18 protein-coding genes are annotated in these 17906 nt (G+C 69.0%); 17 read left to right on the top strand and 1 reads right to left on the bottom strand.

Annotated elements, in window-relative coordinates:
* The first annotated feature begins 250 nt into the window (after window positions 1-250).
* The 9 genes from HMPREF2914_RS28500 to HMPREF2914_RS28460 all read left to right on the top strand — a co-directional run bounded on the left by HMPREF2914_RS28500 (window position 251) and on the right by HMPREF2914_RS28460 (window position 10424).
* Window positions 251-2623, top strand: coding sequence for a TonB-dependent receptor (locus HMPREF2914_RS28500; RefSeq protein WP_023092271.1), 2373 nt, complete (start codon window positions 251-253; stop codon window positions 2621-2623).
* A 40-nt stretch (window positions 2624-2663) separates the two neighbouring features.
* Complete coding sequence (locus tag HMPREF2914_RS28495) at window positions 2664-3566, top strand: TauD/TfdA dioxygenase family protein (protein WP_003110976.1); 903 nt, start codon at window positions 2664-2666, stop codon at window positions 3564-3566.
* Window positions 3567-3633: 67 nt separating this feature from the next.
* Window positions 3634-4533 (top strand): TauD/TfdA dioxygenase family protein, encoded by a 900-nt coding sequence (locus HMPREF2914_RS28490; protein ID WP_023092272.1) that lies wholly within the window; start codon window positions 3634-3636, stop codon window positions 4531-4533.
* Window positions 4534-5179: 646 nt separating this feature from the next.
* Window positions 5180-6298, top strand: a complete 1119-nt coding sequence (locus HMPREF2914_RS28485) for a Re/Si-specific NAD(P)(+) transhydrogenase subunit alpha (RefSeq protein ID WP_003083972.1) — start codon at window positions 5180-5182, stop codon at window positions 6296-6298.
* A gap of 75 nt (window positions 6299-6373) precedes the next feature.
* Complete coding sequence (locus HMPREF2914_RS28480) at window positions 6374-6682, top strand: NAD(P) transhydrogenase subunit alpha part 2 (RefSeq protein WP_003083974.1); 309 nt, start codon at window positions 6374-6376, stop codon at window positions 6680-6682.
* Window positions 6682-8118 (top strand): NAD(P)(+) transhydrogenase (Re/Si-specific) subunit beta, encoded by a 1437-nt coding sequence (locus tag HMPREF2914_RS28475; RefSeq protein ID WP_003083975.1) that lies wholly within the window; start codon window positions 6682-6684, stop codon window positions 8116-8118. The genes HMPREF2914_RS28480 and HMPREF2914_RS28475 overlap by 1 nt, the downstream gene beginning before the upstream one ends.
* Before the next feature lie 342 nt (window positions 8119-8460).
* On the top strand, window positions 8461-9273 hold the full coding sequence (locus HMPREF2914_RS28470) for an energy transducer TonB (protein WP_009877363.1): 813 nt from the start codon (window positions 8461-8463) through the stop codon (window positions 9271-9273).
* A gap of 28 nt (window positions 9274-9301) precedes the next feature.
* Complete coding sequence (locus tag HMPREF2914_RS28465) at window positions 9302-10021, top strand: MotA/TolQ/ExbB proton channel family protein (RefSeq protein ID WP_003083979.1); 720 nt, start codon at window positions 9302-9304, stop codon at window positions 10019-10021.
* 1 nt (window position 10022) lies between these two features.
* The gene (locus HMPREF2914_RS28460; protein WP_003106175.1) at window positions 10023-10424 is read left to right on the top strand and encodes an ExbD/TolR family protein; all 402 of its coding nucleotides are present in this window, start codon (window positions 10023-10025) and stop codon (window positions 10422-10424) included.
* A gap of 180 nt (window positions 10425-10604) precedes the next feature.
* Here the strand turns inward: HMPREF2914_RS28460 and HMPREF2914_RS28455 are convergent, their stop codons facing one another.
* Window positions 10605-10817, bottom strand: coding sequence for a DUF3079 domain-containing protein (locus HMPREF2914_RS28455; protein ID WP_003111981.1), 213 nt, complete (start codon window positions 10815-10817; stop codon window positions 10605-10607).
* A 215-nt stretch (window positions 10818-11032) separates the two neighbouring features.
* On the opposite strand from HMPREF2914_RS28455, the gene HMPREF2914_RS28450 reads away from it, so the two are divergent.
* From HMPREF2914_RS28450 to mdcH, 8 genes are all read left to right on the top strand, one after another.
* Entirely contained in the window at window positions 11033-11614 is a 582-nt protein-coding gene (locus tag HMPREF2914_RS28450) for an alpha/beta hydrolase (RefSeq protein ID WP_003106176.1), read from the top strand.
* A 110-nt stretch (window positions 11615-11724) separates the two neighbouring features.
* Window positions 11725-13389 (top strand): malonate decarboxylase subunit alpha, encoded by a 1665-nt coding sequence (mdcA, locus tag HMPREF2914_RS28445; protein ID WP_003111980.1) that lies wholly within the window; start codon window positions 11725-11727, stop codon window positions 13387-13389.
* Window positions 13389-14270, top strand: coding sequence for a triphosphoribosyl-dephospho-CoA synthase (locus tag HMPREF2914_RS28440; RefSeq protein WP_023092273.1), 882 nt, complete (start codon window positions 13389-13391; stop codon window positions 14268-14270). The genes mdcA and HMPREF2914_RS28440 overlap by 1 nt, the downstream gene beginning before the upstream one ends.
* A gap of 1 nt (window position 14271) precedes the next feature.
* Window positions 14272-14571 (top strand): malonate decarboxylase subunit delta, encoded by a 300-nt coding sequence (locus HMPREF2914_RS28435; RefSeq protein WP_003084001.1) that lies wholly within the window; start codon window positions 14272-14274, stop codon window positions 14569-14571.
* Window positions 14564-15427 (top strand): biotin-independent malonate decarboxylase subunit beta, encoded by an 864-nt coding sequence (locus HMPREF2914_RS28430; RefSeq protein ID WP_003084003.1) that lies wholly within the window; start codon window positions 14564-14566, stop codon window positions 15425-15427. The genes HMPREF2914_RS28435 and HMPREF2914_RS28430 overlap by 8 nt, the downstream gene beginning before the upstream one ends.
* Window positions 15424-16230, top strand: a complete 807-nt coding sequence (gene mdcE / locus HMPREF2914_RS28425; protein ID WP_003133103.1) for a biotin-independent malonate decarboxylase subunit gamma — start codon at window positions 15424-15426, stop codon at window positions 16228-16230. Before HMPREF2914_RS28430 ends, mdcE begins: the two co-directional genes overlap by 4 nt.
* Window positions 16231-16245: 15 nt before the next feature.
* Window positions 16246-16938 (top strand): malonate decarboxylase holo-ACP synthase, encoded by a 693-nt coding sequence (locus tag HMPREF2914_RS28420; RefSeq protein WP_023092274.1) that lies wholly within the window; start codon window positions 16246-16248, stop codon window positions 16936-16938.
* A complete protein-coding gene (mdcH, locus tag HMPREF2914_RS28415) occupies window positions 16935-17867 on the top strand; it encodes a malonate decarboxylase subunit epsilon (protein ID WP_023092275.1) in 933 nt (310 codons plus the stop codon). Before HMPREF2914_RS28420 ends, mdcH begins: the two co-directional genes overlap by 4 nt.
* The last annotated feature ends 39 nt before the right edge of the window (window positions 17868-17906 follow it).

Here is a 17906-nt window from a genome sequence, read left to right as displayed (position 1 = left end):
AGAAAAATATGCGATTTAGTAATAAGCATAGATAGACCCCAGGAGCTGAACATGGTCCACCGTGCCTTTGCCGCGCCACCTCCGCCGTTCCGAATGCCCTTCCGCGTCGCCGGCGGCTGTCGTCCCTGACAGTCGCCCGGGGCTGAGCCGTCCGCCGGCCCCCCTTCGAACCTTTCGCCAGATCGCTGCCTTGCGCGGCATGGCCGCCTGCTGCCTGCGTCCGGCTGTGCCGGAACCGAGGACATTCACGATGAAGTATCACTACCGCTTGCCGCTCCGCCGAACGCCGCCCGGCGGCTCCGACTACGCCCTGGCCCTGCTGCTCGCCCTCGGCGGTGCGTTGCCGGCCAGTGCCGCCGATGCTCCCGCGCCCGCCGAGGAGGCGCCGCCGCTGGCCGGCAGCGCACCGGCCAAGGCCGATACGGCCCTGGGCAAGGTTACCGTCACCGCGCGTCGCCGCGAGGAGGATTCGCAGAAGGTACCGACGCCGATCACCGTGCTCGGCGGCGAGACTCTCGAGGCCCAGCGCATCTCCCGGGTGCAGGACCTGCAGCAGGTGCTGCCCAGCGTCAATGTCGCCTACATCCATGCGCGGCAGTCGAGCGTCGCCGTGCGCGGCATCGGCAACAACCCCGCCAGCGACGGCCTGGAAGGCAGCGCCGGGATCTACCTCGACAACGTCTACCTGGGGCGGCCGGGAATGGCCGTGTTCGACCTGCTGGACATCGAGCAACTGGAGCTGCTGCGCGGTCCGCAGGGCACTCTGTTCGGCAAGAACACCACCGCCGGGGTGCTGAACATCAGCACCCGCGCGCCGACCTTCACTACCGAACGCACCGTCGAGGTCTCCGGCGGGCAGGACGGCTACTTCCAGGGCCGCGGCACGGTTTCCGGGCCGCTCGGCGAAACCCTCGCCGGACGCCTCTCGGCCTATCGCACCCGCGACGACGGCTACATCAAGAACATCCACGACGACAACTATCTCAACGGCGGCGAGCGCCAGGGCGCGCGTGGGCAATTGCTGTTCGAGCCGAACGAGGACTTCAGCCTGCGCTGGATCGCCGACTACAACGAGGAGGATTCGAGCAACGGCAGCATGGTGGTCTACGGCGCCGCCGAGCGTTTCTGGCAGCGCGCCGCGCTGGTCGGCGCTTCGCCGTTGCGCGATCCGCAGCGCAAGAAGGTCAACATCAACGGCCGCCAGCACGTCAGCGTGCACCAGGGCGGCAGCTCTCTGGAGGCCAACTGGAACCTCGCCGGCGGCTACCGCCTGACCTCCATCAGCGCCTACCGCTACTGGCACTTCTCCCCGGCCAACGACGAGCAACTGAACGTCTCGGCGATCAACGACACCGGGGTGGAAGTGCACGACCGGCAGTTCTCCCAGGAGATCCGCCTGGCCTCGCCCACCGGCGGTGCCTTCGACTACGTGGTGGGCGCCTACGCGTTCAGGCAGAACCTCGGCAACAAGACCTTCACCTCCTACGGACCGTTGGCCGACCTGTACCTGCTCGGCGCCAATCTCGGCGCGCTGAACGACACCTACTCGAAGGCCAACGGCAAGATCGAGACCGACAGCTTCGCGCTGTTCGCCCAGGGCACCTGGCACCTCAGCGAACGCCTGGACTTCACCGCCGGCCTGCGCGGTACCTACGAGGAGAAGAACGCCAAGGTCGAGCGCTTCGCTCCGCTGGGCGGCGCGGCGGTCGGCGGGGTCGGCGCGGCGGTGCGCAACGGCCAGCTCGGCGCCTACGATTCCGGCGATCTCAGCCAGTACAACTTCGCCCCTTCGGCGTTGCTCAGCCTCAGCTACCAGTTCAGCGACGACCTGCTCGGCTACGCCAGCCTGTCCCACGGCGAGAAGTCCGGCGGGGTCAACCTGGCGGTGGGCAGCGCGCCGAGCGCCGGCGCCGATTCGCTGCTGGTCGGACCGGAGCGCGCCAACGACGCCGAGCTGGGCCTGAAGAGCACGCTCTTCGACCGGCGCCTGCTGCTCAACGCCAACCTGTTCTGGACCGGCATCCACGGCTACCAGGCCACCACCCTGTACCAGGCGCCGGGCTCGACGCAGTTGGTGCAGGTGCTGGCCAACGCCGGCAGCGTGCGCTCGCGCGGCCTGGAATTCGAGGCCACCGCGCTGCCGTTGCGCGGCCTGACCCTGAACTTCAACGGCTCTTACAACGACGTCACCTACCTGTCGTTCAAGGATGCCCCGTGCCCTGCGGAAGTCAGCACCCGGCCCGGCGCGCCGAGCAGTTGCGACCTCAGCGGGCAGCGCGTGGTCGGCGCCTCGAAATGGATCGCCAACCTCAATGGCGAATACCAGTGGCGCCTCGACGACCGCTTCCAACCCTACGTCAGCGCCAGCTACGCCTACCGCTCCGCGGCCGAGGGCACGCTGGACAACTCCGACCTTTCGAAGATCGACGGCTACGCCCTGGTGAACCTCGCCGCCGGCCTGCGCAGCGATCTCGGCGACGGCCAACTGGACACCTCGGTATGGCTGAAGAACGCCTTCGACAAGGACTACTACCTGAGCGCCTTCGCCAGCATCAACGGCTCCTACACCGCATCGGTGGGACAGCCGCGCACGCTCGGCGTATCGCTGCGCTACGACTTCTGAGCCTTCACCCACGCAGTACCCCACGCATGAGGAACATGACATGAGCAATGCAGCACAAGCCCTCGCCACGCCGGTACGGCTCGACGTCCGGCCGGTCGCCGGACGGATCGGCGCGGAGATTCGCGGCGTGACCCTGTCCGGCGAACTGGACGCCGCCACCGTCGAGGCGATCCAGGCCGCCCTGGTACGCCACAAGGTGATCTTCTTCCGGGACCAGAGCCATCTCGACGACCAGACCCAGGAGGCCTTCGCCCACTTGCTCGGCGAACCGGTCGCCCACCCCACAGTGCCGTCCCGCGAAGGCACCCGCTTCCTCCTCGAGCTGGATGGCGCCGAAGGCCGCCGGGCCAACTCCTGGCATACCGACGTGACCTTCGTCGAGGCCTACCCGAAGGCCTCGATCCTGCGCAGCGTGGTGGCCCCGGAGTCCGGCGGCGACACCGTCTGGGCCAACACGGCGAGCGCCTACGCCGACCTGCCGGCGGAGCTGCGCGAGCTGGCCGACCGGCTCTGGGCGGTGCACAGCAACGAGTACGACTACGCCGGGGTCAAGCCCAGCGCCTCGCTGGAGCAGTTGGAGAACTACCGCAAGGTGTTCACCTCGACCGTCTACGAGACCGAGCACCCGGTGGTCCGCGTGCATCCGCAAAGCGGCGAGCGGACGCTGCTCCTTGGCCACTTCGTGAAACGCCTGAAGGGTCTTTCGCAGCATGACTCGGCGCACCTCTTCGCGGTGCTGCAGGGACACGTCACGCGCCTGGAGAACACCGTGCGCTGGCGCTGGCAGGCCGGCGACGTGGCGATCTGGGACAACCGCGCGACCCAGCACTACGCGATCGACGACTACGGCGACCAGCCGCGCGTGGTGCGCCGGGTGACCCTTGGCGGCGACGTGCCGGTAGGCATCGACGGACAACGCAGCCGGACGATCCGGAAGGCATGACGGACCCGGCCCTCTCCTCGCCGGGGAGGGCGACCACAGGCAGAACGAACCCGCGAGGACCCCTTACATGAGCCAATCCGCCACCGCCCGGCAACCCGAACCCGAGGTCGCCGAGGCATTCCGCATCACCCCCCTGGAGGCGCCGCTGGGCGCCGAAGTCCGTGGCCTCGACGCGCGTCGCCCGCTGGCGCCGGAGCAGGTCCTGGCGCTCAAGCAGGCGCTGCGCGAGCACCACGTCCTGGTGTTCCGCCAGCAGCACCTCGACGATGAGCAGTACTTGCGCTTCGCCACCCTGTTCGGCTCGGTGTTCCAGCCGCCGGCGGACATCCCGGTGCTGTCCTCGGGTGGCGACGGCAAGGTGCCGGACATCGTCAAGGTGGCCAACACCGGCGACGGCGAACTGGGCAACTTCGCCCTGCCGGCACACATCGACCACCAATGGACGCCGGTGCCGTCCTCCGGCTCGTTGCTCTACGCGCTGGAGGTGCCGTCCAGTGGCGGCGAGACGCGCTTCACCAACCTGGCGCGCGCCTACGAGAGCCTCGACGAGGCGACCCGGCGCGAGATCGATGGCCTGCGCCTGATCAACTACAACCCCTTCATCCGCCTGCGCGAGGGCGGCTACGGCGGCGGTTTCGCCACCTACCGCACGCCGGACATCGAACCGATCCAGGGCAGCGAGCACCCACTGGTACGCACCCACCCGGAAAGCGGCCGGCGCGTACTGTTCCTCAGCGCCCACACCGAGGTGGAGATTCCCGGCTACGACCCCGCGCGGGGCCAGGCGCTGATCGGTCGCCTGCGCGAACATCTGGCGCGCCCGGAACTGAGCTACAGCCACGCCTGGTCGGTGGGCGACATCGTCTGGTGGGACAACCAGGCCGTGCTGCATGCGCGCAACGCCTTCCCGGCCAGCGAGCGGCGGCGCCTGAAGCGCATCAGCCTGGCGGGCAGCCGTCCGTTCTGAACCGGCATCCCCCAGCGTGCGCCGGCTCCTCCGTTGCCGACCGACGCCGGTCGCTGCGCACCGCTCTGGCGAGCCCCTTCCGTTCCGGCGAATAGCTAGCAGAACTGCGACATGCTGTCGCAGTTCTGCCATTTCTCCGCGTCTATCCTGCCCATAGGGCAATTCGCCTTTGGTCTAACGAGCTGGCCTGCAGCGCCCATGGAAAGGCGATCCTGACTTTGTAGTCAAAGTTTTGCTTTGCTACTTTGGCCAGGCATCAGGGATTGCTGATACAGCGTATTAAAAACATTAATTACCCCGGCATTCCGCGGCGCTGGCAGGATATTTTCCCGTTGAAGCCGTAGCGGCTTGACCTGATAGCCGGTCATTCACGGCAGGGATGTCATATTCTCGCGCGGGCTTCCCCGGATAGGCTGCACGCCAGTCAGGACGCGCCCGGCGGCGATGGGCGGGAATTGTTGGTCGGTTTATGACTTGTAGTTTCTCTGTCGTATGCCTTCAGAACTTGTTGAAGGCTTTTCGGCTCGATTGCACAATGCCGCGCCAAGGTTCGTTCGCGAATCGCGGTATGTGAGCTAGACCTCCGCAGCCGGTGCGCCATCCGCAGTGCCCCGGACTACTCGACAATCACGCAGGAGATTCGTGAGTGCAGATCGGTGTCCCCCTCGAGACCCATGCCGGTGAGACGCGGGTTTCCGCCACCCCGGAAACCGTCAAGAAGCTGATCGGCCAAGGCCACCAGGTGATCGTCCAGAGCGGCGCCGGCGTCAACGCCAGCCAGCCGGACAGTGCCTATGAAGCCGCCGGCGCGACGATCGGCAGCGCCGCCGAGGCCTTCGGCGCCGACCTGGTGCTGAAGGTGGTCGCGCCCAGCGCCGCCGAGCTGGCCCAGATGAAAAGCGGCGCCGTGCTGGTCGGCATGCTCAACCCCTTCGACAACGAGAACATCGCCCGCATGGCCGAGCGCGGCATCACCGCCTTCGCCCTCGAGGCCGCGCCGCGTACCTCGCGGGCGCAGAGCCTGGACGTGCTCTCCTCGCAGGCCAACATCGCCGGCTACAAGGCGGTGATGCTCGCCGCCAACCACTATCCGCGCTTCATGCCGATGCTGATGACCGCCGCCGGCACCGTGAAGGCCGCCCGCGTGCTGATCCTCGGCGCCGGCGTCGCCGGCCTGCAGGCGATCGCCACGGCCAAGCGCCTGGGTGCGGTGATCGAGGCTTCCGACGTGCGTCCGGCGGTGAAGGAGCAGATCGAGTCGCTCGGCGCCAAGTTCGTCGACGTGCCCTACGAGACCGACGAAGAGCGCGAGTGCGCCGAAGGCGTCGGCGGCTATGCGCGGCCGATGCCGGCCTCGTGGATGGAGCGCCAGGCCAAGGCCGTGCACGAGCGCGCCAAGCAGTCGGACATCGTCATCACTACCGCGCTGATCCCCGGCCGCAAGGCGCCGACGCTGCTGCACGAGGCGACCGTGGCGGAGATGAAGCCGGGCTCGGTGGTCATCGACCTGGCCGCCGCCCAGGGCGGCAACTGCCCGCTGACCGAGGCCGACCAGGTCGTGGTCCGGCACGGCGTGACCATCGTCGGCCACAGCAACCTGGCCGCGCTGGTACCGGCGGACGCCTCGGCGCTATACGCGCGCAACATCCTCGACTTCCTCAAGCTCACCCTGAACGCCGAAGGCTTCAGCGTGAACCTCGAGGACGACATCGTCGCCGCCTGCCTGATGTGCCGCGACGGGCAGGCGGTGCGCAAGAACGGCTGAGCCGCTGCGTCGGGAAGCTTCGATAACGATAAATGCGCACGCCTCGCGCCTGCGCCCTGAAGACCGGTGAAAACGATGGATATCATTTCTGACGGGATCTACAACCTGATCATCTTCGTGCTGGCCGTGTACGTCGGCTACCACGTGGTATGGAACGTCACCCCTGCCTTGCACACCCCGCTGATGGCGGTGACCAACGCGATTTCCGCGATCGTCATCGTCGGCGCCATGCTCGCCGCCGCCCTGACCGTGACCCCGCTGGGCAAGGCCATGGGCACCCTCGCCGTGGCCCTGGCCGCGGTCAATGTGTTCGGTGGCTTCCTGGTCACCCGGCGCATGCTGGAAATGTTCAAGAAGAAAGCGCCGAAGGCGGGGGGCCACTGATGAGCATGAACCTGGTCACCCTCCTGTACCTCATCGCCTCGGTCTGCTTCATCCAGGCCCTGAAAGGCCTGTCGCACCCGACCACCTCGCGCCGCGGCAACCTCTTCGGCATGGTCGGCATGGCCATCGCCGTGGCCACCACCGTCGGCCTGGTGTTCAAGCTGGGCGCGGAGATCGCCACCACCGGCGTCGGCTACATCGTCGTCGGCCTGCTGGTCGGCGGCACCGCCGGCTCGATCATGGCCAAGCGCGTCGAGATGACCAAGATGCCCGAGCTGGTCGCCTTCATGCACAGCATGATCGGCCTGGCCGCGGTGTTCATCGCCATCGCCGCGGTGGTCGAGCCGCAGTCGCTGGGGATCGTCGCGCACCTGGGCGACACCATTCCCACCGGCAACCGCCTGGAGCTGTTCCTCGGCGCGGCCATCGGCGCCATCACCTTCTCCGGTTCGGTGATCGCCTTCGGCAAGCTCTCCGGCAAGTACAAGTTCCGCCTGTTCCAGGGCACCCCGGTGCAGTTCTCCGGGCAGCACCTGCTGAACCTGGTGCTCGGCCTGGCGACCCTCGGCCTGGGCCTGGTGTTCATGTTCACCGGCAACCTCACCGCCTTCGCCGTGATGCTGGCGCTGGCCTTCGTCCTCGGCGTGCTGATCATCATCCCCATCGGCGGCGCCGACATGCCGGTGGTGGTGTCGATGCTCAACTCCTATTCCGGCTGGGCCGCGGCGGGGATCGGCTTCTCGCTGAACAACTCGATGCTGATCATCGCCGGCTCGCTGGTCGGCTCTTCGGGCGCGATCCTCTCCTACATCATGTGCAAGGCGATGAACCGCTCGTTCTTCAACGTCATCCTCGGCGGCTTCGGCGCCGAAGCCGACGCCGGCGGCCCGGCGGGCTCCAAGGAGCAGCGTCCGGTGAAGTCCGGTTCGGCCGACGATGCCTCGTTCCTGCTGACCAACGCCGACAGCGTGATCATCGTCCCCGGCTACGGCCTGGCGGTGGCCCGCGCCCAGCACGCGCTGATGGAACTGGCGGAGAAGCTGACCCATCGCGGGGTCACCGTGAAGTTCGCCATCCACCCGGTCGCCGGGCGCATGCCGGGGCACATGAACGTGCTGCTGGCCGAGGCCGAGGTGCCCTACGAGCAGGTGTTTGAGATGGAGGACATCAACTCCGAGTTCGGCCAGACCGACGTGGTCCTGGTGCTCGGTGCCAACGACGTGGTCAACCCGGCGGCGAAGAACGATCCGAAGTCGCCCATCGCCGGCATGCCGATCCTCGAGGCCTACAAGGCCAAGACCGTGATCGTCAACAAGCGCTCCATGGCCAGCGGCTACGCCGGCCTGGACAACGAGCTGTTCTACCTGGACAAGACCATGATGGTGTTCGGCGACGCCAAGAAAGTCATCGAAGACATGGTCAAGGCGGTGGAGTGATTCCCCGCTGAGTCCACCAGAACCCCGGCCCAGGCCGGGGTTTTTCGTTTTCGCGGGTTGTCCGCGCAGCGTTCTCCGCCGCTTCCAACGGCGAAAACACCAGCCTTTCAGGAATATTTTTCATGCCCGCAAGGCATGGGTTTTTCGTCGGATCGCTGTAGCCCGCCAACCACGCGGCCTGTGGCGACAGGGGCGAAACCCATAGCTCCAGAAGTTATTTCCATAACAAAAATAATTACTTCAGGCGCTAAGCCTCCTTGCCAATCATGCAACTCCCTGCGCCGCTAGGACTCCAGCACGGACCTGAGCGGCCATCGAGTTCGTCAGTGCAAGGAGCTTTTCATGGCAACACCCCAGCCCGTCGATGCCCGCACGCAGCCCTGGCGCGAGACGCCCGGCGGCGACCTGGTGGCGCTCGGTCGGCCGGTTCGCCAGGCGTTGCACCTGGTTCGCCACAACCCGGCACAGGGTCGGGTGCTCAGCCGGCGCGAGACGATCCTGCTGGTCCTGTTCGCCCTGACCCTGCACGGAGCGGTGATCCATTGGCTGAGCCAGCAGAGAACCCCGGCGCTGCCCGAGGTGCCGCCACAGGTGCCGCCGATGACCATCGAGTTCACCGCCCCGGCGCCGCCGGTGGTGGAACCGCCGCCGCCCGAGCCGTTGCCGCCGGTGGTCGAGGAACCGCCACCGCCGGTGGTCGACGAGAACGCGGTGAAGCCGCCGCCGCCGAAGCCGGTGCCCAAGCCGAAACCCAAGCCCAAGCCGCAACCCCGGCCGAAGCCGGCGCCGAAGGCCGTCGAGCCGGCTCCGCCCGCGCCGCCGCAACCCGCCGCGCCACCCGCCCCGCCGGCGCCGGTCGCTGCTCCGGCGCCGTTGACGCCGCCGTCGGCGAACGCCGGCTACCTGCACAACCCGGCGCCGGAATACCCCGCCCTGGCCATGCGCCGCGGCTGGGAGGGCACCGTGCTGTTGCGGGTGCATGTCCTCGCCAGCGGCAGTCCGAGCGAGATCCAGGTGCAGAAGTCGAGCGGACGCGAAGCCCTCGACCAGGCCGCGGTGAAAGCGGTCAAGCGCTGGTCCTTCGTTCCCGCCAAGCGCGGCGACAAGGCCGAGGACGGCTGGGTCAGCGTACCGATCGATTTCAAGTTGAACTGAATCTGCAGCGTCACGAGGAGCATCCGTCATGAGTCTGTTAACCACCCCGCTCGAATCCGTCGAAGGCGCCGTCATCTGGCTGCTGGTCGGCTTTTCCGTGGTCACCTGGGGCCTGGCCCTGGTCAAGGGCGTGCAGTTCGCCCGGCAGAAGCGCCAGGACCGCCAGTTCCAGAAGCAGTTCTGGAGCGCCACCAGCCTCGACTCCGCCGGCGAGCAGGCGCAGGACAAGCAGGGCGCCGGCGCCCGCGTGGCCCAGGCCGGCTTCGCCGCGATCCAGGTGCAGGACAACGGCCAGCCCGACCTGGCCCAGTCGATCAACCACCAGGACCGTCTCGAACGCGCCCTGCGCCAGCAGATCCAGCGCGAGCGGCGTTCCCTGGAGTCGGGCCTGGCGGTGCTCGCCTCGATCGGCTCGACCTCGCCCTTCATCGGTCTGTTCGGCACCGTCTGGGGCATCATGGAGGCGCTCAAGGGGATCAGCGCGGCCGGCTCGGCGAGCCTGGAGACCGTGGCCGGGCCGATCGGCAGCGCGCTGATCGCCACCGGCGTGGGAATCGCCGTCGCGGTGCCGGCGGTGCTGGTCTACAACTACTTCCTGCGGCGCCTGAAGCTGACCGCCGCCGACCTCGACGACTTCGCCCACGACTTCTACAGCCTGGCGCAGAAGAGCGCGTTCCGCGTCATCGTCCATCCCTCCGCCGCGCGCCAGGCCGGCAACCCCTCGCGCAACGTGAAGGAGGCGTCCTGACATGGCCTTCTCGACCCAGGACAGCGACGAAGTCCTTTCCGAAATCAACGTCACCCCGCTGGTCGACGTGATGCTGGTGCTGCTGGTGGTGTTCATCGTCACCGCGCCGCTGCTGACCAACTCGATCCCGATCAACCTGCCGAAGACCGAATCGGTGGCCCCGCCGGAGCAGAAGGATCCCCTGGTGGTGAGCATCGATGGCGCCGGCAAGCTGTTCGTCAACAAGGACGAGATCCAGCCGGAGCTGCTGGAGAGCAACCTGGCCGCGGCCAAGGCGAAGGACGCCGAGGTCCGCGTGCAGTTGCAGGCCGACGAAGGGGTGAACTACGGCCAGGTGGCGAAGGCCATGGCTTCCATCGAGCGCGCCGGGATCACCAGGCTGGCAGTGATCACCGCACGCTGAAGCGAATCCACGCCGTCCGGCGCAGGCCGGGCGGGCAACGGTTTCGACCGCTCCGATCCGGGCAGGGGAGAGCGGTCTTTTTTATTCCGGATGGACGCTCCTCGGGTGTGTCCGCCGAGGCCGGGCTTCCGAATGCGTCGCGCATCGTGCCCGTCGCTTGCACGCCCCACGCCTGGGCGCTCAGGCCTGGCGTGCCGGCGCCTCCTGCTCCTTGGCGTCCTCCGTTCCTTCGACTTCCCATTCACCGGCCCAGTCCTCGCCGAACAGTTCGCTGGGATGCTGGGTGCGGCTGGCGCCGTTGCCGCAGCCCATAGATTCCGCCGAGCAATAGCGGTCGCAACCCCAGCAGATGCGCTCCGGGTGGCTGGGATGGAGGGGAAATTTCTTGGCCATGATCCTGTCCCGATACCTGATGCCTGCGCTCAGGTATACCGCCGATGGCATGCGTCGCCCAGGCGTTGCCGCGGAAAAGTGGCTTCGGCTTGCGCTGGATCAACTCGATTGGCTCATATGAATTCATAGAATATTAAAATTGCTTTTTATTCCTTAGAGAAAAAAGACTGCGCCCTTACACTTCCCTGGTGATGAATTTTTCTGGAGGGATCTCCATGCACAGCGAACGCGTCCGTTATGTGTTGGTGCCCGGTTGGTACGGCTCGGAAGACGCCCATTGGCAAAGTCACTGGCAGCGCGCGCTGCCCAATGCCTCACGGGTCGAGCAACAGGACTGGATCACCCCGCTGCGCGCCGACTGGATCGCCGAGCTGGACGCCGAGATCCGCCGCCAGCCCGGGCCGGTGGTGCTGATCGCGCACAGCCTGGGTTGTGTGACAGTGGCGCTGTGGGCGGCCCAGGCCGAGCGCCGGGTGCGCGACCAGGTACGCGGCGCCCTGCTGGTGGCGCCGGCCGACGTCGAGCGCGAGAGCTGCGCCGAGGCGCTGCGCAACTTCGCGCCGATCAGCCGCGAGCCGTTGCCGTTCCCCAGCGTGCTGGTGGGTTCCGACAACGACCAGGCCTGCAGCCCGCAGCGCGCCATGCACCTGGCCCGCGCCTGGGGCGCGGAGACGGTGATCCTGCCCGAGGCCGGGCACATCAACGTGAAGTCCGGCCACGGCGCCTGGGAGGCCGGCTACCGTCACCTGTTCCGCTTGCAGTACCTGATCGACAGCCAGGCCCGTCGCCGCGCCTGATCCTCCAGATCGTTAACCTTGGCGTAACGGTTCGTCGCCCGGCTTGATTGAACAGGCCTGGCGGCCTGCCTAACGTGGCTCCTCACGACAGCGTGAAACCTGGAGCCGACATGACGACACCGATCTCTCCCCCGCCGCAGTGGTCGCGGCGCCGCCAGGAAAAGCAGCGGCGCCTCGAGCGCGTGCGCGGCTTGGCCGACGGCGCGGTGCTGCCGCGCGAACGCCTGGTCGCCGCGCTGGAGGCGCTGATCGCGCCGGGCGATCGGGTGGTGCTGGAAGGCAACAACCAGAAGCAGGCGGACTTCCTCTCCCGTTCGCTGGCGCGGGTCGATCCCGGCAAGCTGCACGACCTGCACATGATCATGCCCAGCGTCGGCCGCCCGGAGCATCTCGACCTGTTCGAACTGGGCATCGCGCGCAAGCTCGACTTCTCCTTCTCCGGCCCGCAGAGCCTGCGCATCGGCCAGTTGCTCGAAGACGGCCTGCTGGAGATCGGCGCGATCCACACCTACATCGAGCTGTACGCGCGGCTGGTGGTCGACCTGATCCCCAACGTCGCACTGGTCGCCGGTTTCGTCGCCGACCGCGAAGGCAACGTGTACACCGGGCCGAGCACCGAAGACACCCCGGCGCTGGTGGAGCCCACCGCGTTCAGCGACGGCATCGTCATCGTCCAGGTCAACCGTATCGTCGACGACCCGCGCGACCTGCCGCGAGTGGACATCCCGGCGTCCTGGGTGGACTTCGTGGTCGAGGCCGACCAGCCGTTCTACATCGAGCCGCTGTTCACCCGCGACCCGCGCCACATCAAGCCGGTCCACGTGCTGATGGCGATGATGGCGATCCGCGGCATCTACCAGCGGCACAACGTGCAGTCGCTGAACCACGGCATCGGCTTCAACACCGCGGCCATCGAGCTGATCCTGCCGACCTACGGCGAGTCCCTCGGCCTGAAGGGCAAGATCTGCCGGCACTGGACCCTCAACCCGCACCCGACCCTGATCCCCGCCATCGAGAGCGGCTGGGTCGAGAGCGTGCACTGCTTCGGCACCGAGCTGGGCATGGAGGGCTACATCGCCCAGCGTCCCGACGTGTTCTTCACCGGTCGCGACGGCTCGCTGCGTTCCAATCGGATGTTCTGCCAACTGGCAGGACAATACGCCGTCGACCTGTTCATCGGCGCTACCCTCCAGGTCGACGGCGACGGCCATTCCTCCACCGTCACCCGCGGACGCCTGGCCGGCTTCGGCGGCGCCCCGAACATGGGCCACGACCCGCGCGGCCGGCGCCACTCGACGCCGGCCTGGCTGGACATGCGGGGCGAACCCGAGGCCTTGCTGGAGCGCGGCAGGAAGCTGGTGGTGCAGATGGTCGAGACCTTCCAGGACGGCGGCAAGCCGACCTTCGTCGAGCGTCTCGACGCGCTGGAGGTGGCGCGCCAGACCGGCATGCCGCTGGCGCCGGTGATGATCTATGGCGACGACGTCACCCATGTGCTCACCGAGGAAGGCATCGCCTACCTGTACAAGGCGCGCTCGCTGGAGGAACGCCAGGCGATGATCGCCGCGGTGGCGGGGATCAGTCCGATCGGCCTGCGCCACGATCCGCGCGAGACCCTGCGGATGCGCCGCGAAGGGCTGATCGCGCTGCCCGAGGACCTCGGCATCCGCCGCACCGACGCCTCGCGCGAGCTGCTGGCGGCGAAGAGCATCGCCGAGCTGGTCGAGTGGTCCGGCGGGCTGTACCAGCCGCCGGCGCGTTTCAGGAGCTGGTGATGAACGCCATCGCGAACCTCGCGGCGACGCTGCGCGCCGACCTCGGCGAATGCCTGGCCGACCTGGCGGTGGACGCCCTCATCGACGAAGCCGAACTGTCGCCCAAGCCGGCCCTGGTGGACTGCCGCGGCAATGGCGCGCATGCCGACCTGCACCTGGGCCTGATGCAGGCCTCGGCGCTGAGCCTGTGGCCGTGTTTCAAGGAAATGGCCGACGCCGCCCAGCGGCATGGGCGCATCGATGCGCGCCTGCGCGGCGTCCTTGGCCAACTGGGGCGCGACGGCGAGGCGGCGATGCTGCGTACCACCGAAGGCGTGAACACCCATCGCGGAGCGATCTGGGCGCTCGGCCTGCTGGTCGCGGCCGCCGCTCTCGAACCGCGCTGCACGCAGGCCGGCGAAGTGGCCGCGCGCGCAGGACGCATCGCCCTGCTCGACGATCCGGCGGCCGCCATCGGCGACAGCCACGGCGAGCGCGTCCGTCTGCGCTACGGCGTCGGCGGCGCCCGCGAGGAGGCGCGTCTCGGCTTCCCCCGCGCAGTGCGCCACGGCCTGCCGCAGCTATGGCGCAGCCGCGAAGGCGGCGCTGGCGAGCAGAACGCCAGGCTCGATGCGCTGCTGGCGATCATGAGCGTCCTCGACGATACCTGCGTGCTGCACCGCGCCGGCCGCGTCGGCCTCGCCGCGATGCAGGATGGCGCCCGCGCGGTGCTCGCCGCCGGCGGCAGCGCCAGTCTCGCCGGGCGTCGCCGCCTGTGCGAGCTGGACCGCCGCCTGCTGGCGCTGAACGCTTCGCCCGGCGGCGCCGCCGACCTGCTGGCCGCCTGTCTTTTCCTCGATCGCCTGCCCGCCGTGTCCGGTGGGTGGGCTGGGAGTCTCTGAGATGGAAACCCTGACCTTCGAATTTCCCGCCGGCGCTCCGGCGCGCGGTCGCGCCCTGGCCGGCTGCGTCGGCTCCGGCGACCTGGAGGTGCTGCTCGAGCCGGCCGCCGGAGGCGCGCTGAGCATCCAGGTGGTGACCTCGGTGAACGGCAGCGGCCCGCGCTGGCAACAACTCTTCGCGCGGGTCTTCGCGGCGTCCACGGCGCCGGCCGCGTCGATCCGCATCCACGATTTCGGCGCCACTCCCGGGGTGGTCCGCCTGCGCCTGGAGCAGGCACTGGAGGAGGCTGGCCATGACTGACGTCGCCCGCCTGCTGGCGCTGCGCAGCTTCACCGAACTGGGAGCGCGCCAACGCGCCCGTGCCCTGCTCGACGCGGGCAGCTTCCGCGAGTTGCTCGATCCCTTCGCCGGCGTGCAGTCACCCTGGCTGGAACGACAGGGCATCGTGCCCCAGGCCGACGATGGGGTAGTGGTCGCCCGTGGCCTGCTCGACGGCCAGCCGGCGGTGCTCGCCGCCATCGAAGGGGCCTTCCAGGGCGGCAGCCTTGGCGAAGTCAGCGGAGCGAAGATCGCCGGCGCGCTGGAGCTGGCCGCCGAGGACAACCGCAACGGCGTTCCGACCCGGGCCCTGCTGTTGCTGGAAACCGGTGGCGTGCGCCTGCAGGAAGCCAACCTCGGACTGGCGGCGATCGCCGAGATCCAGGCGGCCATCGTCGATCTGCAGCGCTACCAGCCGGTGGTGGCGGTGATCGCCGGGCCGGTCGGCTGCTTCGGCGGTATGTCCATCGCCGCCGGGCTGTGCAGCTACGTGCTGGTGACCCGCGAGGCGCGCCTCGGATTGAACGGTCCGCAGGTGATCGAACAGGAGGCCGGCATCGCTGAATACGACTCGCGCGACCGGCCGTTCATCTGGAGCCTCACCGGCGGCGAGCAGCGCTTCGCCAGCGGTCTCGCCGACGCCTACCTGGCCGACGACCTCGATGAGGTACGCACCTCGGTACTCGCGTATTTCGCCAAGGGCCTGCCGGCACGGCCGCGCTGCCGCCGCGCCGAGGATTACCTGCGGCGGCTGGGCGACCTCGATACCGCCGAGCAACCGGATGCCGCCGGCGTGCGCCGGCTGTACCAGGGGCTGGGCCAAGGAGATGCAACATGAGCCAACCGTTCACTTCCCGTGGCCTGGCCTGGTTCCAGGCGCTGGCCGGTAGCCTCGCGCCGCGTCCCGGCGATCCTGCTTCGTTGCGCGTCGCCGATGCCGAGCTGGACGGCTACCCGGTGCGTTTCCTAGCCGTCGTGCCCGATCCCGACAATCCGTTCCCGCGCGCTCGCCAGGGCGAGGTCGGGCTGCTCGAGGGCTGGGGCCTGGCCGCCGCCGTCGACGAGGCGCTGGAGGCCGACCGCGAGGCGCCGCGCAAGCGCGCGCTGCTGGCCATCGTCGACGTGCCGAGCCAGGCCTACGGCCGCCGCGAGGAGGCCCTGGGTATCCACCAGGCGCTGGCCGGGGCGGTGGATGCCTACGCCCGCGCCCGACTCGCCGGGCATCCGCTGATCGGCCTGCTGGTGGGCAAGGCGATGTCCGGTGCGTTCCTCGCCCACGGCTACCAGGCCAACCGCCTGATCGCCTTGCACGATCCGGGGGTGATGGTCCACGCCATGGGCAAGGCCGCCGCCGCGCGGATCACCCTGCGCAGCGTCGAGGAACTGGAGGCGTTGGCGGCGAAGGTGCCGCCGATGGCCTACGACATCGACAGCTACGCGTCGCTCGGCCTGCTCTGGAGGACCCTTCCGGTGGAGACCGTCGAGGTGCCGTCGACGGCGGACCTGGTGCGGGTCCGCACCTGCCTGGGCGAGGCCCTGGCCGATATCCTCGGCGGCCCGCGCGACCTCGGCGGCCGCCTCGGCGCGGCCAACCGCGAGGCGTCGGCGCGGGTGCGCCGGCTGCTGCGCGAGCAGTGGTGAATTCAGGAGCGAGCCGTGGTCATCGCGAACAGCTCACAGCGGGGCTCCAGCCGGCGACGGCTCGCTCCTGATCCGATGCGCCGCTGGGCAGCGCCGGAGCCCCACGACCTGCTCCTGGGCATGGCGCCGGCGCATCTGCCGGAGAATGCTCCGGCCTGGGTCTGCGCGGCACTGAAGGCCGGCTGGCCGGTGGTGGTGCGCCGTGCGCCGGCAGATCCTGCGCGGGTGGCCATCGGCGTGCGCGGCCTGGCGCGGGAGCAGCGCTGGGCCGGCTGGATGCCGTTGGCGGCAATCACCCGGCGCTTGTGCCCGGAAGCGCTGGGCCAGCGCGAGCCGGCGATGCTGCGCGATCTGCCGGCCTGGCGTGCCTTGCGCGACCTGCGTGCGCCGCTGAACGCGCTGGGACTGGCCTGGGGCGTGACCGGCGGCGCCGGTTTCGAGCTGGCCAGCGGGGTCGCCGTGTTGCATCCGGACAGTGACCTCGACCTGCTGCTGCGCACCCCGCGCCCGTTCCCGCGCGATGACGCGCTACGCCTGCTGCAACGCTTCGAGCAGTGTCCCTGCCGGATCGACCTGCAACTGCAGACCCCGGCGGGTGGCGTGGCCCTGCGCGAATGGGCCGAGGGTCGGCCCAGGGTGCTGGCGAAAGGCAGCGAGGCGCCGCTGTTGCTGGAAGACCCCTGGCGGGTCGCGGAGGTCGAGGCATGAGCGTGCTGTTCGCCTATCCCGGCCAGGGCGCCCAACGTCCCGGCATGCTCGCGGCCTTGCCCGACGAACCGCCGGTGCGCGCCTGCCTGGAGCAGGCGGCGGACTGTCTCGGCCAGGCGCCGGCCGAACTGGAGAGCGCCGAGGCCTTGCGCGGCACCCGCGCGGTGCAGTTGTGCCTGCTGATCGCCGGGGTCGCCGCCAGCCGCCTGCTGGAGACGCGCGGGCATCGGCCGGGGCTGGTCGCCGGGCTGTCCATCGGCGCCTATCCGGCGGCGGTGGTGGCCGGCGCGCTGGACTTCGACGACGCGCTGCGTCTGGTGGCGCTGCGCGGCGAACTGATGCAGGCCGCCTGGCCCGAGGGCTACGGGATGAGCGCCATCCTCGGTCTCGACCAGGCGCAACTGGATGCGCTGATCCTGATGGTGCGGCGCGAGCACCCGCCGCTCTACCTGGCCAACGTCAACGCCGAGCGGCAACTGGTGGTGGCCGGCAGCGAAGCGGCGCTGGCCGCCCTCGCCGAACGCGCGCGTGCCGCCGGCGCCAGCGCGGCGAAGCGCCTGGCGGTGAGCGTACCGTCGCACTGTGCGCTGCTCGACGAACCGGCCGCGCGCCTGGCCGAAGCCTTCGCCGGCATCCACCTGCATCGGCCGCGCGTGCCCTACCTGAGCAGCAGCCGGGCGCGCCTGGTCGCCGAACCGGCCGCGCTGGCCGACGATCTCGCCGGCAACATGGCGCGCCGCGTCGAGTGGCTGGCGACATTGCGCAGCGCCTACGAGCGCGGTGCCCGCCTGCATCTCGAGCTGCCGCCGGGACGGATCCTCAGCGGGCTGGCGCGGCCTCTGTTCGGCTGCGCCACGCCGGCCTTCGAAGGCTCCCGGGCGGATACCCTGGACGCGCTGTTGCGCGAGGAGGAAAAGAGAACCCGATAAGCGTTCGTTCGAGGCATAAAAACAACAACATCGATCCGC

Origin of the sequence: Pseudomonas sp. HMSC067G02 (genome assembly GCF_001813485.1) — a bacterium.
Classification (GTDB): Bacteria; Pseudomonadota; Gammaproteobacteria; order Pseudomonadales; family Pseudomonadaceae; genus Pseudomonas; species Pseudomonas aeruginosa.
Note: the sequence above shows the minus strand (reverse complement) of the source record. Positions and strands in the feature narration are given on the sequence as shown.

Coding starts and splice junctions, on each gene's coding strand:
- mdcA (WP_003111980.1), top strand. CDS start 11,725: ATGACGACACCGATCTCTCCCCCGCCGCAGTGGTCGCGGCGCCGCCAG.
- HMPREF2914_RS28490 (WP_023092272.1), top strand. CDS start 3,634: ATGAGCCAATCCGCCACCGCCCGGCAACCCGAACCCGAGGTCGCCGAG.
- HMPREF2914_RS28430 (WP_003084003.1), top strand. CDS start 14,564: ATGACTGACGTCGCCCGCCTGCTGGCGCTGCGCAGCTTCACCGAACTG.
- mdcH (WP_023092275.1), top strand. CDS start 16,935: ATGAGCGTGCTGTTCGCCTATCCCGGCCAGGGCGCCCAACGTCCCGGC.
- HMPREF2914_RS28460 (WP_003106175.1), top strand. CDS start 10,023: ATGGCCTTCTCGACCCAGGACAGCGACGAAGTCCTTTCCGAAATCAAC.
- HMPREF2914_RS28480 (WP_003083974.1), top strand. CDS start 6,374: ATGGATATCATTTCTGACGGGATCTACAACCTGATCATCTTCGTGCTG.
- HMPREF2914_RS28470 (WP_009877363.1), top strand. CDS start 8,461: ATGGCAACACCCCAGCCCGTCGATGCCCGCACGCAGCCCTGGCGCGAG.
- HMPREF2914_RS28440 (WP_023092273.1), top strand. CDS start 13,389: ATGAACGCCATCGCGAACCTCGCGGCGACGCTGCGCGCCGACCTCGGC.
- HMPREF2914_RS28475 (WP_003083975.1), top strand. CDS start 6,682: ATGAGCATGAACCTGGTCACCCTCCTGTACCTCATCGCCTCGGTCTGC.
- HMPREF2914_RS28450 (WP_003106176.1), top strand. CDS start 11,033: ATGCACAGCGAACGCGTCCGTTATGTGTTGGTGCCCGGTTGGTACGGC.
- HMPREF2914_RS28465 (WP_003083979.1), top strand. CDS start 9,302: ATGAGTCTGTTAACCACCCCGCTCGAATCCGTCGAAGGCGCCGTCATC.
- mdcE (WP_003133103.1), top strand. CDS start 15,424: ATGAGCCAACCGTTCACTTCCCGTGGCCTGGCCTGGTTCCAGGCGCTG.
- HMPREF2914_RS28455 (WP_003111981.1), bottom strand. CDS start 10,817: ATGGCCAAGAAATTTCCCCTCCATCCCAGCCACCCGGAGCGCATCTGC.
- HMPREF2914_RS28435 (WP_003084001.1), top strand. CDS start 14,272: ATGGAAACCCTGACCTTCGAATTTCCCGCCGGCGCTCCGGCGCGCGGT.
- HMPREF2914_RS28500 (WP_023092271.1), top strand. CDS start 251: ATGAAGTATCACTACCGCTTGCCGCTCCGCCGAACGCCGCCCGGCGGC.
- HMPREF2914_RS28495 (WP_003110976.1), top strand. CDS start 2,664: ATGAGCAATGCAGCACAAGCCCTCGCCACGCCGGTACGGCTCGACGTC.